Below are 21217 nucleotides of genomic sequence, written 5' to 3' on the forward strand. Positions count from 1 at the left end.
CTTACTTCCTGAATTGAATTTTGCCGGCAACGATGATCAATCCGTTCACGAACTGCGGTGAGTCCTGATAGTTGATCCGCTGCTTGTTGGTGTCATCGAGCTCAACAATGAGCGACTTCTTGTAGCCGTCGAAGTCCTGCACGATGCCGTTGTATTCCAGCTCTTTGTACAGCGCCAGCAGCTCGGTTTTGAACATGCTGGGCGTGACAATTGCCTGTCCCGGCGCAAAGCGGGTGCCGTCTTTGGCCACTTTGAAACGGGCGTATTTGCTTAAGATGCGTGAGCGTTGTTTCTGACGAAAATACATCGCCGTGGCTGGCGTCATGATGTCGAGGTAGCTGTTATCGGCAATCCCCGACGCGTTTTCGGTGTAAGCGGTGACCGCACGCTCCACCTGCACTTCTTTGGTGGAGGTGACGACGTACGTGCCCATTCCTTCGTGGAGCAGCAGGTTACGCTCGGCCCAGTCAAACTCGGTGTCCGCAATGGAGTAGACGCCGCTCATCTTGAGCGTTTGCAGCGGGCGGCACGGGTCGTTTGCCAGTGACGGCGCAATTTGTCCCGCCCAGGCACCGATCGCCGCCGCATCCGTCAGGGCTTCATCGGCGGAGTTACCGAGCGCGTTCACCGGCATAAAGCTGATCAGCGGGCAGTTGCTTTTATTGGCAAAGGTAATCAGCTCCGCATGGGTGCCTTTTTTCGGGATGTAAGCCACGCCGGGGATCTGTTGTAGTGCCTGATAACGCTTTTCCAGAAACTCGCCCAAATCGCGGATGGTGGTGTCATCATTGAGCGAGCACAGGATGTGGTGGTACTGCACATCGCCGAGGGCTGCCAGTGCTGACATAGTATCGGCCGCGTCCACGCTGATGGCGTAGACGGGCATGCTTTCATCCTGCTTGCGAAAATAGGTCACCATGTCGACGATGTCGGAGGCGCCGAACTGCGCCTGCGCCTTGGTTTCGTCCATACACAGCACAACGGTGTTGGGCGCCACCGGTGCGCCCGCAACCGCATTGCCGATCACCAGGCACAATTGCTGGTCTTCCGCGCTGTTGGCCAGGCTGTTGTCGATTTCGACATACATGCCGGGCACATAAGCGCTGGCCGGAACTTCTGAGAAGCTGATGCTCATTGGCCGTTCTCCTTATTCGTTGCCGTTTTCGTGGTGACGAGCACGACGGATTGGTCTTTAATGCGACGCAGCCAGTAAGGGTTACGCGGCTTCTCTTCGCCTGCGGCCTTTAACGGCTCGCGGGTTTCCGGGTCACGAACCAGTAACCCTTTTTGTGGTTTGACTTTGATGGTTTGCATTTAACTTTCCACGTCAGTTGTAAAGTGCTCGGCCGCCATGGCGAGCAGCTCGCGCTCGATCTCTGGCGTCCAGCCGATGAAGGTACGCCGGGGCATCTGATAGTTCTGTTTGACCCGCCGCCCGCCTTGCCAGCGTCCGGTCTTGCTGTCGAAGAAGCCATTCACGCGGGTGGTAAACGAGAGCTGGCTGCCCTGATTGTGTTCCTGGCCGATGCGTCCGGCGACGCCCGCCAGACCCACTTCAAAATGGTGTTCATCGGCCTGCGTGCGCAGGGATTTCGACAGGCCCATCAACATGTTCTTGTTGTTGACGGTATGGCGTAACGATGTCCCGTCCCGCAGGCTCACTTTTTTGCGCCCTGTGCGGCTCTGGTACGGGTTATTCTCAATGTCCCGCTGCGCCCGGATTTGAGCCCGGAAGAACTGGCGCGCGCGGTTGGCCATGCGCCGGTTCAAATCCAGTTTGTCAGTGGCGGTCAGCACCAGACGCTCAACCACCTGAGTAAGCTGCTCCGGTGTTTTCAGCGTGAGCTCGTTCATGGCAAATCATCCAGATGGCCGACAAACAGCACCAGTTCGTTCAGGTCGTCTTCGTCGACACGGGCAGCAAAATCGCCCACGCATTCAAAACGCTCGCCGTGCTGTTGCCAGTTTCCTTGCGGGTGGGCTTGCAGTGAGAAGGCTTCCCGCAGGTCAATTTTGATTTTGATGTCGCAGCGGCCGTTATCCAGCAGCTCGGTGGCGAAGGTCGGAAACGGCAATCCTTTTTCCATCCGGTACGGGTCGTGCGTATTCATCCAGGAGACTAAGTGCATCATCAGAATGTGCGGCTGCACTCTGACATCCTGCATAAACACGATGGCGGTGTACTCGAGTTCAAACCCGTCGACGCTGTCGCCCTGAGTACAGAACAGCGCGCCGTCTTCGGCCCAGACGGTGAAGTTATTGGCATCCGCCACGTGCTCTCTGAACAGGTCCGTTAAACTTTGCAGCGCTTTCATCACACCACCTCAAAACAGTAGGTTTCCCGCCCGTGAAGCAGCAGATCCACCGCCTGGCGGTATTGCACCTCACAATGGTATTTCTTGCTGCTCAGCGCTTCCTGACGCTCTGCCGCTTCGGCGGTGGCATCGGAGCTGAGGCGGATGCCAATCAGTTCGCTGGCCGTCAGCGCAAACACCGCCTGGGTGTAGAGCGTGGTACCGGATTCCTCATCGCCGAACTTGTCCTTTGAGAGCGCGGCAAGGCTCTCGTACTGCGCGATGGTATTGACCAGCTCGCGGTGCACCTTAATGCGCGAGACCTTCGCCTGTTGCAGAATGCCTGCCTCTGTCTCATTGCTGAGGAAATGAAACAGAGACTGAAACTCTGAAATTTTGAGCGCAGGAAAGTTATCCGTGGCGGGCAGCTCGGAGGCATACACGTCGCTTTTATTGCCGATAAATTCCATACATCACCTTTGAGGGAATGCAGGCAGCAGTGCACGAATAACAATCTGTGTAGGAGCCAGATTGATAACGTGACAGAGCCTGCATTGGAGGGGGTCAGTCTGGCGCGGTTATACCCACGCCCCGTTAATCTTGAGTTTGACGTTGCCGAACTCGACCGCCGCCACTTTTTCAAGCTGCTCGATGACGTAGGCCATGTTCATCGACTCAAAGTTTTCCATCTGGTCTTTGGCGTCGTTTTTCTTACCAACCGTGCGGCGAACCGAGTCTTCCTGAATGTAGATAGACAGGTTGTCGTAGCTGGTCACCATGATGCCCGTTGACGGGAAGCCCGGAACCGACACCGCAGGCAGGCCGCCATAGGTGCCGATGACCTGACGTTCCTGAATCTTGCTCTTTTCTGTCGGCGTATTGCCGTGCGCGTCGTAGAACTTGGCCTTTTCATAGGCCAGCAGATCAGAGCCGATGATGGCAATCAGGTCAGAGTCGTTTTCGCATGCCGGGTGCAGCAGGTTTTTCAGGTTCAGCACCGCCAGATCGAGGTTGGCAAAGTCGCCGCCTTCACCAATTTGGATAACGCCGGAGCCTTCTACGCCTTCGGTGATTAAACGTTCGGCGTTGTGCTCACGCATTGCCTGGAACCAGCCTTTGTTGACGTCTTCGCCGTTCGGGTTGGCGGCGGCATCCGTATTCGCGGCCGCGGTTTTACCAAACCAGCCGACGGTGATTTTGTTGGCATCGATCTGCTCGCGGGTGTGTTTGGACACAATCTGGTTGAAGCTCTTCATGTGCGCCCAGGCATCAAGCTTGGCATAACGGATCGCCGTGTCGAAGTTGGTCTGTACACAGGCGTAAGGCATGGCTCTCATGCCGTGGTAGTCTTTCGGTTTGCGCTCGCCGTCGCCGGAGGTGTCGGTGCGGCTGGCAATCATGCCGCTCACACCCAGACCAATGGCTTCACCAATCTGGTTTTTCACGGTGATGATGTTGATTCGGCTCAGGAACCAGTTACTTTCACGAATGGCCGCGATGATGCGCTGAGTTCCGTTCGGCGAGACGTTGAACATCTCGGTGGCGTTCTCGACGCCGTTTTGCTGCGCGACCGCCTGAACGTAGGCGCTCAGTTTCTTTTTGGTATGCTCTTGCATGTGTTTACCTATACAAATGGGGTGAGAGACTAAAGCCGGCGCTTACAGATACGGCTCGGGTTCCGCATCCTGACCCGCCAGTGTGCGCGCCTGCTCATCCGTGATGCTGCTCAGTTTGGTGGTCAGTTCACCAAGCTGGGAGGAGAGCATTTCGACTTTCTCTTCCAGCTCGCTTTTCTGCGGCTCGTCTTTAACTTCCGGCTCTGCGGGCTGCTCTTTGGCGCTGAGTGTCTGCACCAGTTGGCCGAGCTGATCGCTCAGCTTGGTGTTCTGTTCAATTTGTTGCTGCAGCAGCTCTTCGGTTTCTTTGTTCATGTCGTCTTCTTCCTCAGTGTGAGAGAGCTGCTCGGGCGCGTTTTCGCCTTTGAGCCAGCTTTTGAATTTTTGAAACATCGAGAGTTCGTCGTCGGTGCTCTGATGTGAAAAGTGTTCTGGTTTGATGGGGAAATGCGTCTGCACGTACTTCTTGCCATCGGACTGACTGGACAAATGGATTTGCGTGGTGCCGAGTGACGCAGGTTTGTCGGTCAGTGCCAGACCCGTCAGATAGGCCTTATCAGTGTCAGCAAATTTTTCAATCAGTTCGCACGAGGTATGCAGCAGTTGCCCCTGTTCTACCGCACTCAATAAGAGTGAGTTGGGTTTCAGCACCGCAAACAGTTTGTCGCCACGCTTTTCCACCGACTGCACCGAACCGAATTTTTTGCCAAGGACGAAGTGTTCTTCATTGATCCGCGCGGTATAGACCTCGGGGTTATAGCTCTCTGCGATTTCATCAATGATGTTCTGCCCAATCACACGTCCGTCGACGGTCGTGCCTGCCTGCAAAATACAAATGGGTTGTGACTGAAACATGCCTGAATGCTCCTGAATTCGATGATTCCAATCTAACCAATGGCCTTAACTTTTTGTATTCACGGCGATTCTAGATACCCGATATAGAAAGTCTCTCTGCTGAGTCGCGGCGGGCTCTGTTGCACACTGCCAGCATGAAAACGAATCTGGCTATTGAGCAATCCTCACCGATGTACACCGCAGACCAAACCAAAGCGCTTGGGCTGTATCTGCGTCAGTACAAACCTGCCGAAGTTGCGCAGGCGGTGGGCGTTGCGGTGCGAACCGTCCAGCAATGGATTTCGAAATTTGACTGGAAAGCGATGCGGGACGATGCGCCCGTAGAGCTGATGCTGCGCCAGCGGATCGCCTATCTGTTGTGGCTTGACCAAAAGCACGATGAGCAGCTCAAAGAGCTGGAAATGCTGCTGGCCCAGAAGCGCAAACGCGATGAAGCCGAAAGCCGGCCGCATCGGCCTGCAAGCAGTCACAGCGAAGGCAATAAGCGTGGCCGCAAGCCGAACAAAGTGAAGAACGATGTTTCGCACATCACTCAAACGGTGCTGAATGAGTTTCGTGAAAAGACGTTTTTCGAGTACCAGAAAGACATTCACGCCCACAAGTGCAATCCGGAGCTGAACGAGTTCCGCTTCTACCTCAAATCGCGCCAGATTGGCCTGACGTATTACTTCGCCTATGAAGCGTTTGAGGATGCGGTACTGAACGGTGACAACCAGGTGTTTTTGTCGGCCTCGCGCAAGCAGTCCGAAATCTTCAAAAACTACATCCGCCGTTTCGCGCTGGAAATTGGCGATGTGGAGCTCAAAGGCAAAGATGAGCTGCAACTTTCCAATGGCGCGACGTTTTACTTCCTCTCCACCAACGCCCGCACATCGCAGGGCTTTAACGGCCATGTCTATTTCGATGAAGTGTTCTGGATCCCCAAATTCGGAGAGCTGGACGATTACGCGGGCGGGATGTCGATTCACGACAAGTACCGCACCACGTATCTGTCGACGCCGTCGACCGTGGCGCATGAAGCGTATCCGAAGTGGCAGGGCAAGAAAGAGCAAGGCATTGACATCAGCCATGCGGCGCTCAAAAACGGTTCACTGGGCGTCGATGGCATTTTCCGTCAGATCATCACCATTGATGACGCGATTGAGAAAGGCGCCACGTTCTTCAACATGGAGAAACTGCGCCGTAAGTACCCGGACAAAACCGTATTCGACAACCTGCTGCGCTGCGTGTTTCTGGATGATTCGGCGTCCATCTTTGCGCTCAAAGCGCTGCTGGCGTGTAAAACCGATTCATCGCTGTGGAAGGACGTGGACCACAACAAGGCTAGGCCAGCGGGCAACGCCGAAGTGTTGGTGGGCTATGACCCGCGCGGCGGCGGTCAGGGCGAAGGCTCCGACGATGCCGGATTGGTGGTTGCACTTAAACCCAAACGCAAAGGCGGCGTGTTCCGGCTGATTGAACGGGCGCGCCTGAAAGGCTCCAGCTACGAGCAGCAGGCGCTCGCGATTAAAGCCATGACCGAGAAATATAACGTGGTGCATCTGGCGATTGATGTCAGCGGCGTCGGGTCGGCCGTGGCCGAGCTGGTGCGCAAGTTCTACCCGAGCCTGATTGAGCTGGACTATTCGCCGGAAGTGAAACGGATGATGGTGTACAAGGCGCGCGAAATCATCAACGACGGGCGTCTGCAGTTCGACGGGGAATGGGATGACCTGGTGCATTCCTTTCTGATGATCCGACAGCAGACCACCAAAGCCAGCAATCAGGTGACCTTTATTTCTACCCGCAGCAAGGTGGGCTCGCACGCTGACCTGGCCTGGGCTTCGATGCATGTGATGCACTGGGAGCCGATTGATATTCACAGCGAGGATGACACCACGGTGTCGTTCTTCTAGGAGACAGAACGTGATTGAGATTGAATTTTCTAACCCGGTCAGTGTGATGAATAGCGATATTCTCAGCTACCTTGAAGTGGCACTGATTGATGATTTGTACGAGCCGCCGATCGCACTCGATACGCTGGCCAAAGCGCTGCGCGTTAACCCGATGCACTCGAGCGCGATTGAGTTTAAACGCAATACGCTTACCTACGCCGTTACGGTGAGCGATGTGCTGCCGCGCCGCGACCTTAAGCGGTTTATTCAGGACTACCTCACCTTTGGCAATGGCTACTTTCAGGTGGTACGCAACCTGTTCGGGCAGGTGGTTCACATCAGACACCTTCCGGCGCTCTACATGCGCCGCCGCGGTGATTTGGGTTACACCTACAAGCCCCGCGCCTACAGCAATGAAGGGCGGATTGATTACCGCGACGGGCAGATTTTTCACCTGGCTGAATACGATGTGGCGCAGGAGCTGTACGGCCTGCCGCAACACGTCAGCGGGCTGACCTCTATCTGGCTCAACGACGATGCCACGCTGTTCCGCCGCCAGTATTACCGCAACGGTTCGCACGCAGGTTACCTGCTGTATATGAACGAGCCGGGCATGACCAAAGAGACGGAAAACGACATTCGCAACAAGCTGCAGGCCAAAGAAGGGATGGCGTTCAAAAACCTGTTTGTAAATGCCAAGGGGAAAGACACCAAAGCGCCGGAACTCAAACCCATCGGCCAGGTGGAAGCGAAAGACTCGTTCAAAGACGTGAAGAACCAGACCATGAACGATGTGTTGGCCCTGCACCGCGTGCCGATTGAGCTGATGAGCATCCGCCGCGAGAGTATTACCTCACTCGATCTCAACAAAGTGGACTGGCTATTCCACAAAAATGAGTTGTTGCCGCTGATTGATTCACTGGCCGAATTGAACGGGTTTGTGGGGAGTGAAGTGTTGAAACTGAATGAGTATGTGAGTTTGGGGCAAGATAGCTGAAGCCTTCGGCTAATCTCTGGGCCAATGTATTCTGCGTTGGCTCGCAGATAAACGACGTAATTCATCTTTGCCCCAAAAGAGTTAACGCGTTGTTTGTGGCGCAGTCAAACGCATACTTTCTCGCCTACAAATTTTCATCCATTTAACTCAAATGTTGCCATTCTCTTTGCAATGCCTAAAAGCTGGGCAGGCATACAGTTATATAGAAATTATGATGATTTTTATCTCAACTTCGTGCGCGTTTTCACATTCCGATATGCATGAATATTCTTAAAATCATGCAATTATAAAACCTATGGGTTAGATAATAGGTTTGGGGAAACGCGCATGCGCGTTTTTCCAGATGGTGAATTTAGCAAATTGCTGATAAGTTCATTACATACAAGTAGTTAACTGTGCGCGTTTTTACTGGTCTAATGAGATAAACGCGCATGCGCAATAATAAAATGTTAGGCATCAGATACTTTTACGAGGATTATAGTGAAGATAATACCTACTGAAGAAGCAGCATTTGACTCAGATATGTCGTTAAAAAAAATGATAAAGGTCTTAGAATGCTATATAGAAATTAATCATGAAATGAGGTCTATTTCGCAGGCTCTTTTGGGCTTATATGATTCTAGTTATGAACAGAAGTCACTTCCTAACCTAGAGTTTTCTAATGAGCAGTTGGAAGAACTAAAGGACATTGAAAACTCGTTTGCTCCTCTTATCGAGGAGTACAATACGTCAAGAGATCCCTTTCAAGTCATGAGAGATTCACTCTGGGATATTAAGAGAGAACTTGGAACATACTCTACATTGATGTTAGTTAACAGTAAGCTAGTTATGAGCTTAGAGCTGCTTTTATCAGGTGCAATTGTTACGTATGCTAAAGCTTTTAATGCGTCACAGAGACGAACAAATCTAGATGCTACAAAAATATTTACTAATAAAGAGCAATTAGATTTTCATAAGTATGTAATCGATCTCCGAAATAAACACTATGCACACTCAGAGTATGAACTAAGTAAGCATACTTTGAGATTCATGTTAACTGAGGATTCAGAGGAAATTAACCTAAATACTACTGCTCATAGTTGGACAGAACTCTGGTCAACATTTGACTATATGCAGCTTTTTGGCTTGCTCGAAACAGTAAAACGTTACTTAAAGAAAGAAATAGCAGGTAAATCAAGTGTAATTAAAGATAGGTTGACACCAGAACAAAAAGAAGTGTTGAAGTCTGCATACAAAGCTGCCTAACAAAGCGTTTAAGACGGATTCCCAACGCTTGGCATTTTTAGTTTGCTTCAGTTTTAGTGTTTACGGCACAATGGTTTAGGTTGGGTGGTAGCGTTGCTCACCACTTAACGCGGCGTTAGGCCTCGTTTACTCTAGCATAGGCGGACAAGGAAAATTTAAGTGGAAGAATTAAAGCATCAAATAAGAATGCAAGCTACTGCCAATGTGTTTCAAACTATGGGCACGGAAGGTTCTGGTGCCAAAGTTATCGAACAATTTAAAAGCATGCCTGATGAACTACTAGATATGCTGGGAACAAATGCAGGTATCAAGAAAGAGCACTTACCAATATATCGCAAGTTAACTCGAGGCGAAGAAAATGATTTTACTGAAAAGCTTCAGAATTTTAAGGATGAACTGAAAACAGGAGATATTATTCTTGTAACTGGTACTTCAAACTCCTCAAAGGTATTGGCGAAATTACAAAAAACAGTTTACTCAAAAGCTCGATCTAGTCATGTTGTAATCGTTCTAGCCGACTTTATATGTATAGATGCAATGCCCAATATCGGTGTTTCTCTTAAATTAATACCTGAAGTTTTGAATGATGTTCAAGAAGGTTGGCGGATTATTAGATTTAAAGGACTACAAGAGAAAGACAGTGAGTTGCTCAGCAAGACATGCGCTTATTATATTGAGCAACCATATATAATTTTGCCAAAAAAGAAACCGGCAAAGAAATTCTCATACTGTTCCGAATTAGCACGTAAAGTTTATCTTGATAGCAAAATTAAAAATACTGGGATTCCAAATAATACTATTATAAAGCCATGTGATTTCGATAAAATCGCCGATCAAAATAGTCAGTGGCTAGACGTAACAGATTCCGTTAAGCCTTATGTAGAGTTCTGTATAGAATATGAAGGGGTCTTAAAGTTCATAGCTAAGAGCTTTACACAAGGCATAGAGCTAAACCGGCAACGATTTAGCGAACGAAGAAAAGTTAAAGAAAATGTATCGAAAATGCATAAAAAAGGTGTGATTACCGACTCTGGTGCAGCTCAGATAAAAAATAAAATAGAGTTACTTGAAAAATCATTAAACTATAAGTTTTGGGATTATCAATAAGGCCTAACAAGCGCCTCAACAAAGGACGTAAAAAGCTTGGCTTACGCTCCTTCGTCGCTAATTATAGCCAAGCATTTTACGCCTGTTAGGCAGGCGTTACCCCATAGAAATCTTTATCCGAAATTCTCCTGATAATGCCGACGCCCTAACTCGGATATGTCCAAATGTGAGTTTATTCATGCCCACCAGAGCCTAGAGCAACCTCATGCTGCCTAGGCTCAAACCAGTTTTCATCAATGTTTTTGTTCAATGAAGCGCTTTAGTTCGTCGGCGCCTTGATATTCCAACACCATTCCTTTGTATAAGTTGATGTGGTTAATCGCATCAATTTCTGCGTCTACCTGCGAGCGAAACGCTTTAAGCTCGCTTTCCATGTGATCGCAAAACGAACGCATCATGTTGATTTGCTGCTGCATGGTTTGATACTGGCGGTGGCTTTCCCCGTGGCGCGCTTTGAGTTCGTCAAACTGCGAAAAGGCACATTGTAAGAATCGGGCTTGTTTGGCGGTAAGAGTGACACCGGATGGTGTAATTTGCGGTTGGCTTGTGAGTGCGTCGAACGCGCGGATGACTTGCAGGTGAAACCTGGCGCTAATCCACATCGCGTAGGCGTAGACCAGTTCTTTGCATACCCAAGTTCCTTGGAGTTTCCCACCTCGTAACACTTTGCAACCGATCACCAGATCTGGTGATCGCTCTATTTCAGCGATTAGTTCAACGGTTTGTTCATTACGCATGAATCGAAAAGGGGCGTGTTTGGCTTTGTTTCCGCTTGCTTTATGCAGGTCATTCAGAGAATACAAGCCGTCTAAAATGCGGATATCTTTGGAAAGAATAGATAGATGGGTCATAGCGACCTCCGATGGTTAACTTTGTTTACCACCACTCAAAGGTCCTAATCTTCGGGTGATGGACTGAACAGGGTTAGGACTACCGCACCATCGACACGGCCAGCCCGAAGGCTGCCCCGCCCAGCCCACCATTGATGAGGTGTATTTGCGCATAATCACAACAAATTCACCATGTACAGGTGTGCCGAAGCCACACATAAAAAAACCAGCATACGCTGGCACTTATGTGCCGATGGTTCTAAGCGGGGTCCTAATCCCGGTACTGGATTTTGCCAGTACAGCGATAGGGTAAGGGCGGCGAGGGTAGGGTGTCAATGCTTTAACACACACAAATGTGCGTAACCATACATAACTAGATGCGTTTCTTTCGCCATTTGTTGATATATTTTAGCGAATGCTTGATTATAAAGATGGCCTGATATGCGTCAGGTTTTTATGAGTTTAAGTTACTCCAATACCGTCAGCTGAGCTGATGTAGAGGTGTTTGGTTAAAGGCGCTACAAATTGCGACGGAAAAGTGTACTTCTCTATGAAATAGTCGGTACGAGCTACCGGAATTGCATATACATGTACTTTATTAAGTGAGCTGATATGGTTGTTAAAAAAGAAAAGCCAAAAAATAGAACCGTTTATTATTTTCGCTGTGAATTTGAAAAAGTTGATGGGATCAGTGTGAAGAATTCTCTTGAGCTTATGGCAAACTCTGCTTGGGCAAAACTGAATTCGACACAAGCACGTACGTTCTACCTAGGAGATGATCGTTCAGTAGTTGGCATGAAGCTATCTAGCCGTAGAGCAAAACTAAGCCACGGGGATAAAGATTGTACACTTTTCTCGGTTGGACTGTATGAGGAAGGCGCTGCGGCTAATACGATTGACAGACCTTCAATTACTAGTGCCGAACTTGAAGCTAGTACTTATGATGCGCCAGTTGACCAAGAATTTCTCGATGGAGAAGGATTTGTTTGCCTTTTTGGCAATCATTTGATTATGAGTCCAGCGACAACGTTTAGGGCTACATCTATCAATACTTTCCTCGCGTTGCTGCTGACGAAAGGCGGGTTTAATCATGAGGCCGACGTAATGGAAATACAACAAGTGGCTGATATTGACACTATTAAAACAATAGAAGACGAAGGTGTTAGTAATATCGTGGTTAATGCTGTGTCATATCTGTCGACTTTGGAGTACATTAAGCGCGTTAATCCCAAGGAAAAGGTCTCTGGGAAACTGCAAAAAATTACGCGTATGGTTAAAGGCGTTTTTGATGTTTTGCGAGATGATGATACGGAGACTGAAATTTTAGAAAAAGAGGGACTTAATGTTCGAGTTGTGATTTCGCATGATGGTCGAACGACAGGTGACGCTGCTGACATCGGTCACGGACACGCTAAGGACACGGCAAAGCTACTTGCTTCTACAGATGTTGGTGGTTACGTGATCACAACGAAGAGTGGAACTAAACTCACTAATGAAGACACTGTTTTAAAACATACAGTAAAAGTTAAGCGACATGGAAAGTCCGTAGATAGAGAGCAAATGTGGCTTAGATTAGTTGAAGCACTGGAAAACTATGAACGTGAAGGTATTCTAGAACAATGAGTAATTTGGAAAAGTACAGGAGAAAAACAATCTACTTACTGCTGACTATCGTTAGTAGTGGTTTTTTTGCTGTTCTTTTTCAGCCAATACTGACAGATAAAGCTCTAGATGTTTTAGTTAATATATATTCTATTTTGGCTGGTTTTCTGGTAGGGGTCATTGCCTTAATTGGCGACCCTAGCTCTTTGCCTAATGGCTCATGGCGTGTTGCTGAAAGTGCAACAAAAAATACATTTCGAAAACTAAGTAGTACAAAAAACTTGTTACACGTATATCTTGTCACTTTATTTGCTATCTTCTCATATAAACTTTTCTCTGTGCCTCAGACAATAGAAATAATAAAGGATTTGCCATATGGAACAATGCTCTTGCCTTATTTGGGTAAGATTAAATCTTTTGTTGAACAGGTTATTTTGTTTCTTTCTTTTGTGGCTTTTTCTTACTCGTTTACCCTCCCTAATAGTTTGTTTAATATCCAAAAAATGAGAGTTGAGAAAGAGATAGAGAACCGACGTAAAGACGCCAATATTAAATGAATTTCTCCATTGTTCTTAGTCAGTTTATCTGAACACCTAATGCTTAGATTACCGATTCTCAGGTTCACAATGAAAGGTTAGTTACTTTTTAGATAAGCTATCTATTCAATAGTGCGGAACGGGAACCTTGTGGCTCCCGCGGACTATGCGACCTCTCTCCCTTGCAATAGGGAATGAATCCGGTCGAACTCTTTCACCATGCTGCGTTCAATCCGATCTCCGAGTTCTTTGACATCGTCCTTCGTTGCGTAGGTTTCAGCAACATGGGTTTTGTATTCGCCCAGCTCTTTGGACAATCGGAACAGGTAACCAATCAGTAAACTCAGGATCAGCGTCACGAATGTGCCAAAGGCGAGTACGGCATTCACCCAGCTCGGGTCCAACGTCATTCCCATTGCTCGACCTCTTTGAGTTTTTTGCCTTTCAGCGACAGGATGATGTCGTTCACGGTTTCCTGCGTGACATCATTGGTGGACAGGCTTTTGATTTTCTCTAATCCCCAAATTACCAGGCGGCTCGCAAAGCGTTCCAGAATGACTTTCCAGGCAACCTGAAAAAACAGACCTTTCAGAACTTCCCATAGTGTTTTGCCGAGGATACTGGTTAAAAAGTTCATGGTGTTCTCCTTATTGCAGTGGCGCGCCGGTGCGCATCATTTCGCTGAGTGTCTTCGCCCGTTTGCCAACCTGACGCGCCCAGCGGCTATTCAGCATTTCGTTGGCGGCCACATGCCAGAGTTGCTGCTCGATGGCAGCGATCATTTTCTTGAACATGCCAAAACGGGGCAGGCCAAGATTGAAAATCATGTCGACGATGACCGCCTGACGCGTTTCGTTAAGCGACGCGAAATACGGCAGCGTTTCTGCGTCTTTCACCGCAGCATCGAGGTCATGTTGAAGCAGGGCTTCCGCTTCTTGTTGGCTGATGCCGTTATCCTGCAGGTTGCGGCCGTAGCCGATGGTGAGTTTTTGATTGCTGCAGCGATAGGGTTTCAGCCGCAGCCCTTCGTGTTTTTTGATGAGTTGGGTTGCCAGTGCTTTCATGGTTTAACCTTCGTTGAATGAACAAAGGCCAGTGTATCGCCCGGAATTACTGACTGATATTGAAGCGGTTTCTAGATGGGGGATGTAGAAAACCCGGCGCTGAGGCCGGGTTTGGTATAATGACGTTTGGATAAGAAAGAGACCTAATGCGGCCTTGACGGACGTGTATCACCCACAACTGAAATGATGCCACTATCGTCGGTTGTGGTGTAGTTGCGTAAGTCACGAGTGTATTGCTTCCAGACTTCCAGGGTAAAACTGGCTCGTTCGTCATCTGTCCAGTGATACATGAGTTCAATCTGGACAGATTCCAGCTCTGACTGAACCCAAGTATGCTCCGCTTTAGTTTTTTGGTCGTCCATTTCTTCAGGACTGGGCGCCACTAGTTGTTGAGCCTCTTGTTCTGAAATCGGCGTTAATTCGCCACCAATGCGAATGGTAGAACGAAGCTGATTTATGAGTGCATCATAATCTTGCGAATTGCCAGCCTCATCTTGTTCCGGCGGGTTAAGTTTCTCGGCTTCTAATTCAGCGATACGACTTTTTACCTGTTCATCATGCTCCAGGTCTTCTTTATAAAAAGCGTAAACGTCCTTCGTATTGTCGGTAAAGTAAATCATCTTAGTTCGCTCCAGATTGTGGTTGCATTAGCATTGAAAACCACTGAATAAGTTGAGCCCGAAGGAACAATGAAAGACGTTGTGGCCACATCACCTGCGCTGTCACCGAATACAGCGATCGCCAATCCGTCAACCTTTATCATTCCACTTGTCGCGGCGTCTTCATTTGATGTAATGCTGACCATGATGGGCCTGGTTGTGTTGTTTGTGTACGTAACACCCGAAAGCCGGCTACTGGTATAATCACCCCATGACTGATCGCTGGACCCGATGGTGGTCTCTTTCAGAAAGGAATTTAAGACGGAGGTATCCGGGTATAAGTTTTTTGTTCCATTTCTGGCGTCACTGATTGATGCTTTTTTTCTGTCATCCCAGACCATAAACCATGGTGTTGTCCCCGCGGAACCGGTCCTGAACCGACAATGCATGATCCCACTTCCATGCAATGCATGAATTTGCAGGTTAACTCCGGCGCTTTCACCAAAACACATCAGAGCTGCATTGCCTTGAACGGGAGAGTTACTCCAAGGACTAACCAAGGTATTCACTCTACCCACAAGCTGCTGATTTGCATCTGATATTGATGGTGCGCCACCACCGACACCATACTGGTTAAATGCTTGATGCACTCTCTCTGATGTCCACTTTCTCGGCGTGCTTGATGTACCTTCTTCAGCTTCTGCCTGAGAGACAGTTTCTGCCGTCCAATCACGAGCATTGGTCCATCGGGTATCATCCATAATGTCTGCCAAGGCTTGACTCAGAACCCCAACCACCTTTTCACTAGCGGCAACATCAGTTCTTGTACCTGTGGTCGCGCTCGAAATACGGCGTGCCATCAGACGAAGCGCTTTTGTCACAGTGAGAATGGCGTTGTCATCATTTTCACTGTCCACCTGGCCATTACTCACGATTTTGGCAATACCGGCCACTTGTTCCGTGGCGTAAGGTGAGCCGAGCATTTCCACCGTGATGTTCTCAATCGTGGACGCTGCCAGATTCAGTTCACAGGCTTCAGTGACGACGGTGTTTTTGCGTTTGTAGGTGATGACCTCACCATCGCGACTGTCGACCGCAAACAGCGTCCCGTCTTCCAGCCAGTAACCCAGCTCTTTGCCTTCAAACTCTTCTTCGCCATCCCAGACCGTTTCAAAATGCAGTTGGCCTTGTGCTACCAACGCACCGCGCGTCAGCGCCTTTTTCTGGATTTCAGCAACGAGTGCGGTTTGCTCCGGATTCGGAACATAGCCGGCCGAGCCGATGCTGATGTGAGTGATTTTGTATTCAATGCCCAGATCACCGGCACGAATCGCGGCGGCAATCCCGGCATGGGTGATGAGTAAGCTCATTGGGTGATCTCGTAAGTGTGTTGATTGCGGATATGCCGGCAGTTAGCAAGCTGATGATGGACATCAAGCCGGGAGTGATACATCCAGGTAATTTCAGTGTGCGGCAGGCGCTTTTCCTCAAACGCGGCCCAGGCCTGCGCGCATGAGATTCGGGCGTCTTCCTGCAGCGCGACATAAATCAGATTCGGCGTGGTCCGGTCATCAGAGACGGTTCCGGCATCATCACCTGCCTGGGTGTACAGCAGCGCCTGATAGTCGCTGATTTTCCAGCCGAACAGCGCTTCCTGAAAGTCAGTCAGCAGAGACAATTCAATGTCATCGTGCGTGGCTTTGAAGTCGGTGGCCATCGCCTCAATGAGGCTGGTCAGCTCCGGGTTGTCGGCTTCCTGCCAGTATTGCCCTTTGGGCAACAGGGCGCGGATGGCCTGCGCAAAGTCTTCCGCACTGTAATCGATAATTACGCTGGAGGTGTCCATGTCACGTCTCCTAATACATGAATCTGATGGCTCTGAATCATCACTTCATCGGTTGGCGATTTCACAATGAAGTTGGTGGTGACACTCGACACCGTTAGCACAATTTCCGTCGGCGTGACGGATTCCGGATTGCCCATCGCGGCGTTGATTTTGCCCATTTTGCTTTGCACCAGGCTCTGCAGCGCAGTGACGACATCATCACGAATTGATGGATCTTGGATGCCCTGAATCTCAATGTTCAGCAGAACATGCTCAGGCAGTAAGGCGATGGGATGACAACCTGCCAGACGATGCGCTTCGAAGGTTTGCTGAACCAGACTGATCACTTCGCTGCTCAGTGTCGGGTCAGCGGTGCGGCGACCGATATACACTTCCACCATGCCGCGCTCCGGGGTGTTATCCAGCGCCCAGGCAAAGTCGACATCGGCATGCGCAGATGTTGCCCAGGCTTCATAATCCTCCGCTTTGCCGATCAGGTCGTTTTTCTCGTAGGCCACAATCACTCGGGCGCGCCAGTGTTCCAGTGTTTCAATGTCGGCGCCGCCTTCAATGCCAAGGCTCTGAACCTGAGTCGGGTCGATACCACCTAAGCCTTCGGACAGGGTCAGAATGTTTCCGGCTGGCAGATTGCTGGCACTGCCCGACACGCGGGCAATCACGCTGACCGGCACGTCACTGTATTGCTCTTTGGTGGTTTCGTATTCATTGCCGGCGGCATCGGTCAGCAAAGTTGCTTTGGGGATGACCACCACGCCACCGAGCTGAGTAAACCGGACGGTGCCTGATGCAAACGTGGGCAGCAGGCGCGGCGTGTCATGACGATTGGCATGCAGATAAAGCCAGGCTTCGGAGCAGGTTTCCGGGTGAAGCTGGCGAAACAGCAAATCCTGATAGCCGTACTGACCGTAACTCACGCCCGCAATCGCGCACGCGATGGCATCGATCGCTGGTGTGTTCTGCCCGGTTTTCGCCATCAGTGTCGATTTGGCGCGATCGATAAGTGTCTGCAGGCTGCGTTGTGTACTCATAGTGTGACCTTAAACGTGGTGTCATCGGTGAGGGTAATGATCACATCACGCCCCATCTGATTGGGTTTCGCTTCCCATACGGAAACCGTCACGGCTTTGGCGTGGCCCTCGGTGATGAGCCAGGCTAACGCTTCTTCATAAAAGCGTTTGGCCATGACGAGCGTCTGCGGGGTGAGTTTGTCCCGGCGCAGCGTCCAGTCGCGTGAGCCTACGATGGTCAGCAGTTCGTCGCTCCAGTTGCCGCCGCGTTCGTCTTCGGCCATTCGCGCGCGGTCGTTCTGTGTCGACTCGCTGTGGTTGTAAATGCTCTGCCAGACGGCGTGTGTCATGCCTTCCTCGGAGTGCATCGGCGCCGTGACTGCGTTTAAACGGAAATAGTTCATGATTGGTTTGGCCCGTCAGAAGTGCGTTGGTTGTTGTCGTCCACGTAGTCGTGAGTGTGGGTTTCCACCGTGACGCCCGCAAACTTGCCGGAGCTGCCGCCAACGTTGCCCGCGACGTTGAGGTTGCCACCGATGTCCACATTGCCGGAGAACGAAACTTGGGGCGCGGTGACATCCACTTTGGGCGCTGTAACGCTGACATCGCCTGCGGCCGTGATATCCAGTTTTGCCTTAGTGTTCACCTTGATACCGTCTGCGGTGAAGTGAACTAGATTGCCTTTGTCATCGAGCATGGCGACCTCACCCGGCTGCAGTGCCATCTGGTAACGTTCGTCTTCCACATTCACTGTGATACCGCGCGCGGTGACGCCTCCAATAAACAGGTTGTAGGTTTTGGCGCCCACCAACGGACGGCTCATAAAGCCGTAGTTGTGCACGCGGCGAATGCGATCGTTCGTGCGCCCCGTGGCGGTCTTAATCTGCAGCCACTGCGTCTCCGCTCCCGTGACCGTGCCGGTGCCAACCAGATTCTTAATCCGGCTCATCAAACGGGCCAGCAGTGTGTCAGACATCGCTTTGCTCCCTGAATGGCCGGAACAGTGTCATCGAGGTGGTTTGTGCGCTTTCCGAGACGGACAGGCTCAACGCTTTGATGACCAGCATTTCACTGAACTGCTGCGTCTGGTCGATAACCCGGATGACCCGGTTGAGTCCGTCGATGGCGAGCGCCGGGAACAGTCCGGCAATGCTTGTTGAGGCCGTCAGACTCTGCGCGATCGCCAGGTTGTGCTCATACCGGGCGCGGGACAAACACGCATCGGCGGACTGTAACTGATCGCAGATAATCACCCGCGTGCGCGAAGCATCGATGTCGGCCGCGGTGACCACCGCGCTGGCATCGTCCCACGCGCCCTGAACTTCGGTGCGGTGAAAGCGGGTATGGAACTGACGGGCAATCTCAAGGCGTTCGATGTTGTTGCCGACTTCAAGCCCGATGCCCTGAATGATGCTGTGCGCGGTGTTTTCAATCGTCAGCACGCCATTGCGTTCAATCAGCGCCAAGCCTTGCTCTCGAATCAGCTGCGCGATGTTTTCCACCGGCGACTCTGCGTTGATCTGAAACTCCGGTACGGCCTTCAACGCGGAGACCAGACTCTCTACCCGCAAGCCAAACGGTGCGGCCAGACGGCGCAGTAATTTATCCATCGGCTGGTCGTAAAGCGCATCCATGGTGATGCGCGAGTCAATCATGTTGGCACTGACGGAGCGGCCCGTAATGGTGACTGAGCGGCTGCCTGAATCGGTGGCGGACTCAACCTGGTCAATTTGTCCTTTCAGGATGAGCTGGCCGCCGAGGTAGAAGCTCACCGGCAGCGGCTGGTTAATGGCCATCACCGGCACTTTGCAGCGAAAGGTGTGCGCGAGCTGCTCGAGAGAGTAGCTGAGTTCGGCTGAGTAAAACGCGGTCTGCGCGCCATTGATGTGCATCGTAAGCTGGCTCATTGCGGGTTCCTCACTGCAATGTCACCACGCAGAAACAGAGGGTGCTGCAACGCATTCATCGCGGTAACGATCGGTTCTGCCGTGTACTGGTCGTGCGCGATGGTCAGGGCCGGTTTGCTGCGCGGCTGCTCAATCACACGGTGCGCCGCGGTGCCTTTGATGACTTTGTCATGCTGCGTCTGAATGCCGCCTTTCAGCGCCTCCAATGCATTGAAGATGTCTAAGCTCTCAACCGTTGAGACGCTTGTCGTTTCACGCACGCGCGCATCAATCCCGTCAAGCAGCGCCACGAGGTCGCTTTGAATGATGGCTGGCTGTGTGCTCACGGCGGTGATGTCAAACTGGTCCAGCTTCTCCAGACGGGTAACATCTTGGCTGACCTTCACGGCTCCGGTCACCATCTGAATGTTGTGATGAGGGGTAACGGCGTCCTCTTTAACCTGACCCAACATCAGTTGCTGCGCGGTGCGCGCATTGTCGACGGCCTCACTGTCGGAGTCTGGCTCAGACTGAACGCCCTCGGCGACGCGATCAACGGCGGTGCTCAGCAGCGTAGCGAACTTATCCGGCGCACTGCTGATGCTGCTGATGGCACCAAACGCTTCGTTGATGGCTGAGTTGATGCTTTGCAGCTTGTCATCGGCGAGGTTCAGGCGGTGGGTGATGTCCACCAAGACGTTGAGTGACTGAGTGAAATCGTTCTGTGTCTGGTTGATGTCGGCCACACTGAGGTTTTTCACATCACGGGCGAACGACTGCGCTGAGACACTTTCCACCGCGCTGGCCTGTTGCTTCACGCGGACGGTCGCTGATGTGTTGATGGTCGGCTGCGTGCCGGCACGGACAAAGCTCAGGCTGAGTGTGACCACGCCACGCTTGGTGCTGATGCTTTGCGAAAAGGTGTCGAATACCAGCGTTAGTTCGCCCAGCCAAGGGTGTTCCAGCTCTCCGGCAGGGGAAGACTCAAGGTTAGCAATGAACGCGTTGGCATCGGCCAGCGAGTCGGCGCCGACAAAGACGACATCGAGTTTGATGGTGCGGGATTTACTGCCCATCACACGGATGTTGGGCAGTTCGGCGTAGGGAATTTCACTGACGTGCAGGCGTTGGCCGCCATCAATGGCCGTCGCCAGGATGTTGAGCTGATGCCCGTTCCATCGCCCGCGCTCGTACTGTCGTTCCCACATGAAAGCTCTCACTTCATCTCAAATAAATCAAAGAAGGCAGCAGGCTGGAAAAATGATGGCGGGGAAGGGCGCTCAGGCCTAATTCGGACTCACCCCTCCCTCCGCACCAAAATTCAGCACTGCAATTTTGCGCAATCAGAGACGCAAAATAATTAGGTAGGGTTATTGCACCACAGCCCTGATGGGAACTGAACTCAGGGCTGTTTTAGATTGGGGATTTAGAGAAGTGCCGGGATCGCAAACGTGCGTTTTTGATCGTTTTTTTTGAAAAGAAGATCTTTACACGATTAGGGTAGAGTAAGAAGACCTCATTTTGTCGATAAAGCTCGCTTTGAAATCCGAAAAATCTTTGTCTAAACCTATTCTCTCCGTTCTTTTGAACACTATGGGTAAGTAACTCTGAGTAACTTTGGTTACGTGGATTTTGGAGAAAGGTCTGTACTTGAGTATCTTTTCATTGAGTTGAACATGATCAATCAAGTTGAACTGATCACCAGTAATATCAACTACATGTTCTTCTATCTCCAACCAAACGTGTGAAACCATATTCTCGCCATAACCAGTTACGCAGGTTATTTCTATGTTGTTTAGACGTTGAAAGTAGTGAAAAGCGAGCAACAGTGAGGCGAATTTACAGTTCATGATGGGAAA

The 21217-nt window shown here is 50.6% G+C and carries 25 protein-coding genes; 6 read left to right on the top strand and 19 right to left on the bottom strand.

All coding sequences use genetic code 11. The features are described 5' to 3' along the window. Nucleotide 1: 1 nt before the first annotated feature. From DYA43_RS20290 to DYA43_RS20320, 7 genes are all read right to left on the bottom strand, one after another. A complete protein-coding gene (locus DYA43_RS20290; RefSeq protein WP_061055512.1) occupies nucleotides 2–1135 on the bottom strand; it encodes a phage tail sheath subtilisin-like domain-containing protein in 1134 nt (377 codons plus the stop codon). Then, nucleotides 1132–1314: a DUF2635 domain-containing protein gene (locus DYA43_RS20295; RefSeq protein WP_020432118.1), complete on the bottom strand. Its 183-nt coding sequence runs from the start codon at nucleotides 1312–1314 to the stop codon at nucleotides 1132–1134. The genes DYA43_RS20290 and DYA43_RS20295 overlap by 4 nt, the downstream gene beginning before the upstream one ends. Continuing rightward, nucleotides 1315–1854, bottom strand: a complete 540-nt coding sequence (locus DYA43_RS20300; protein ID WP_061055513.1) for a phage virion morphogenesis family protein — start codon at nucleotides 1852–1854, stop codon at nucleotides 1315–1317. Then, complete coding sequence (locus tag DYA43_RS20305; protein WP_061055514.1) at nucleotides 1851–2315, bottom strand: phage tail protein; 465 nt, start codon at nucleotides 2313–2315, stop codon at nucleotides 1851–1853. The genes DYA43_RS20300 and DYA43_RS20305 overlap by 4 nt, the downstream gene beginning before the upstream one ends. Then, nucleotides 2315–2764, bottom strand: coding sequence for a head completion/stabilization protein (locus DYA43_RS20310; protein WP_055452435.1), 450 nt, complete (start codon nucleotides 2762–2764; stop codon nucleotides 2315–2317). The genes DYA43_RS20305 and DYA43_RS20310 overlap by 1 nt, the downstream gene beginning before the upstream one ends. Before the next feature lie 108 nt (nucleotides 2765–2872). Continuing rightward, a complete protein-coding gene (locus DYA43_RS20315; protein ID WP_061055515.1) occupies nucleotides 2873–3910 on the bottom strand; it encodes a phage major capsid protein, P2 family in 1038 nt (345 codons plus the stop codon). Nucleotides 3911–3952: 42 nt separating this feature from the next. Then, complete coding sequence (locus DYA43_RS20320; RefSeq protein WP_061055516.1) at nucleotides 3953–4765, bottom strand: GPO family capsid scaffolding protein; 813 nt, start codon at nucleotides 4763–4765, stop codon at nucleotides 3953–3955. Between the two features lie 170 nt (nucleotides 4766–4935). On the opposite strand from DYA43_RS20320, the gene DYA43_RS20325 reads away from it, so the two are divergent. The 4 genes from DYA43_RS20325 (at nucleotide 4936) to DYA43_RS20340 (ending at nucleotide 9988) form a co-directional block, all read left to right on the top strand. Continuing rightward, entirely contained in the window at nucleotides 4936–6660 is a 1725-nt protein-coding gene (locus tag DYA43_RS20325) for a terminase large subunit domain-containing protein (protein ID WP_061056065.1), read from the top strand. 10 nt (nucleotides 6661–6670) lie between these two features. Then, nucleotides 6671–7636, top strand: coding sequence for a phage portal protein (locus DYA43_RS20330; protein WP_061055517.1), 966 nt, complete (start codon nucleotides 6671–6673; stop codon nucleotides 7634–7636). A 480-nt stretch (nucleotides 7637–8116) separates the two neighbouring features. Continuing rightward, complete coding sequence (locus DYA43_RS20335) at nucleotides 8117–8881, top strand: hypothetical protein (RefSeq protein WP_061055518.1); 765 nt, start codon at nucleotides 8117–8119, stop codon at nucleotides 8879–8881. Between the two features lie 159 nt (nucleotides 8882–9040). Further along, on the top strand, nucleotides 9041–9988 hold the full coding sequence (locus tag DYA43_RS20340) for a hypothetical protein (RefSeq protein ID WP_081094692.1): 948 nt from the start codon (nucleotides 9041–9043) through the stop codon (nucleotides 9986–9988). 233 nt (nucleotides 9989–10221) lie between these two features. On the opposite strand, the gene DYA43_RS20345 is transcribed toward DYA43_RS20340, so the two are convergent. Continuing rightward, nucleotides 10222–10839, bottom strand: a complete 618-nt coding sequence (locus DYA43_RS20345; protein ID WP_061055519.1) for a KilA-N domain-containing protein — start codon at nucleotides 10837–10839, stop codon at nucleotides 10222–10224. Nucleotides 10840–11430: 591 nt separating this feature from the next. On the opposite strand from DYA43_RS20345, the gene DYA43_RS20350 reads away from it, so the two are divergent. Both DYA43_RS20350 and DYA43_RS20355 read left to right on the top strand, forming a co-directional pair. Beyond that, nucleotides 11431–12441 (top strand): hypothetical protein, encoded by a 1011-nt coding sequence (locus DYA43_RS20350; protein WP_061055520.1) that lies wholly within the window; start codon nucleotides 11431–11433, stop codon nucleotides 12439–12441. Then, nucleotides 12438–12977 carry a hypothetical protein gene (locus DYA43_RS20355; protein WP_061055521.1) on the top strand — a complete coding sequence of 180 codons (540 nt, stop codon included), beginning with the start codon at nucleotides 12438–12440 and terminating at the stop codon, nucleotides 12975–12977. Before DYA43_RS20350 ends, DYA43_RS20355 begins: the two co-directional genes overlap by 4 nt. A 143-nt stretch (nucleotides 12978–13120) precedes the next feature. Here DYA43_RS20355 and DYA43_RS20360 read toward each other — a convergent pair whose 3' ends face one another. From DYA43_RS20360 to DYA43_RS20410, 11 genes are all read right to left on the bottom strand, one after another. Then, complete coding sequence (locus DYA43_RS20360; RefSeq protein ID WP_004726819.1) at nucleotides 13121–13372, bottom strand: hypothetical protein; 252 nt, start codon at nucleotides 13370–13372, stop codon at nucleotides 13121–13123. Continuing rightward, nucleotides 13363–13593: a hypothetical protein gene (locus DYA43_RS20365; RefSeq protein WP_020329260.1), complete on the bottom strand. Its 231-nt coding sequence runs from the start codon at nucleotides 13591–13593 to the stop codon at nucleotides 13363–13365. The genes DYA43_RS20360 and DYA43_RS20365 overlap by 10 nt, the downstream gene beginning before the upstream one ends. 10 nt (nucleotides 13594–13603) lie before the next feature. Further along, nucleotides 13604–14020 carry a glycoside hydrolase family protein gene (locus DYA43_RS20370; protein ID WP_061055522.1) on the bottom strand — a complete coding sequence of 139 codons (417 nt, stop codon included), beginning with the start codon at nucleotides 14018–14020 and terminating at the stop codon, nucleotides 13604–13606. 143 nt (nucleotides 14021–14163) lie between these two features. After that, nucleotides 14164–14640 carry a hypothetical protein gene (locus DYA43_RS20375; RefSeq protein WP_061055523.1) on the bottom strand — a complete coding sequence of 159 codons (477 nt, stop codon included), beginning with the start codon at nucleotides 14638–14640 and terminating at the stop codon, nucleotides 14164–14166. After that, nucleotides 14637–15989, bottom strand: coding sequence for a hypothetical protein (locus DYA43_RS23180; protein ID WP_225869402.1), 1353 nt, complete (start codon nucleotides 15987–15989; stop codon nucleotides 14637–14639). Before DYA43_RS23180 ends, DYA43_RS20375 begins: the two co-directional genes overlap by 4 nt. Continuing rightward, nucleotides 15986–16465, bottom strand: a complete 480-nt coding sequence (locus DYA43_RS20385; protein WP_061055524.1) for a hypothetical protein — start codon at nucleotides 16463–16465, stop codon at nucleotides 15986–15988. The genes DYA43_RS23180 and DYA43_RS20385 overlap by 4 nt, the downstream gene beginning before the upstream one ends. After that, nucleotides 16447–17493: a baseplate J/gp47 family protein gene (locus DYA43_RS20390; RefSeq protein ID WP_061055525.1), complete on the bottom strand. Its 1047-nt coding sequence runs from the start codon at nucleotides 17491–17493 to the stop codon at nucleotides 16447–16449. The genes DYA43_RS20385 and DYA43_RS20390 overlap by 19 nt, the downstream gene beginning before the upstream one ends. Beyond that, nucleotides 17490–17876 carry a phage GP46 family protein gene (locus DYA43_RS20395; protein WP_061055526.1) on the bottom strand — a complete coding sequence of 129 codons (387 nt, stop codon included), beginning with the start codon at nucleotides 17874–17876 and terminating at the stop codon, nucleotides 17490–17492. Before DYA43_RS20395 ends, DYA43_RS20390 begins: the two co-directional genes overlap by 4 nt. Beyond that, nucleotides 17873–18448: a phage baseplate assembly protein V gene (locus DYA43_RS20400; protein WP_061055527.1), complete on the bottom strand. Its 576-nt coding sequence runs from the start codon at nucleotides 18446–18448 to the stop codon at nucleotides 17873–17875. Before DYA43_RS20400 ends, DYA43_RS20395 begins: the two co-directional genes overlap by 4 nt. Next, complete coding sequence (locus tag DYA43_RS20405) at nucleotides 18441–19379, bottom strand: hypothetical protein (protein ID WP_061055528.1); 939 nt, start codon at nucleotides 19377–19379, stop codon at nucleotides 18441–18443. Before DYA43_RS20405 ends, DYA43_RS20400 begins: the two co-directional genes overlap by 8 nt. Further along, nucleotides 19376–20566, bottom strand: a complete 1191-nt coding sequence (locus tag DYA43_RS20410; RefSeq protein ID WP_061055529.1) for a DNA circularization N-terminal domain-containing protein — start codon at nucleotides 20564–20566, stop codon at nucleotides 19376–19378. Before DYA43_RS20410 ends, DYA43_RS20405 begins: the two co-directional genes overlap by 4 nt. Nucleotides 20567–21217: the final 651 nt, after the last annotated feature.

The organism is Vibrio fluvialis, from assembly GCF_900460245.1.
Taxonomy (GTDB): Bacteria; Pseudomonadota; Gammaproteobacteria; order Enterobacterales; family Vibrionaceae; genus Vibrio; species Vibrio fluvialis.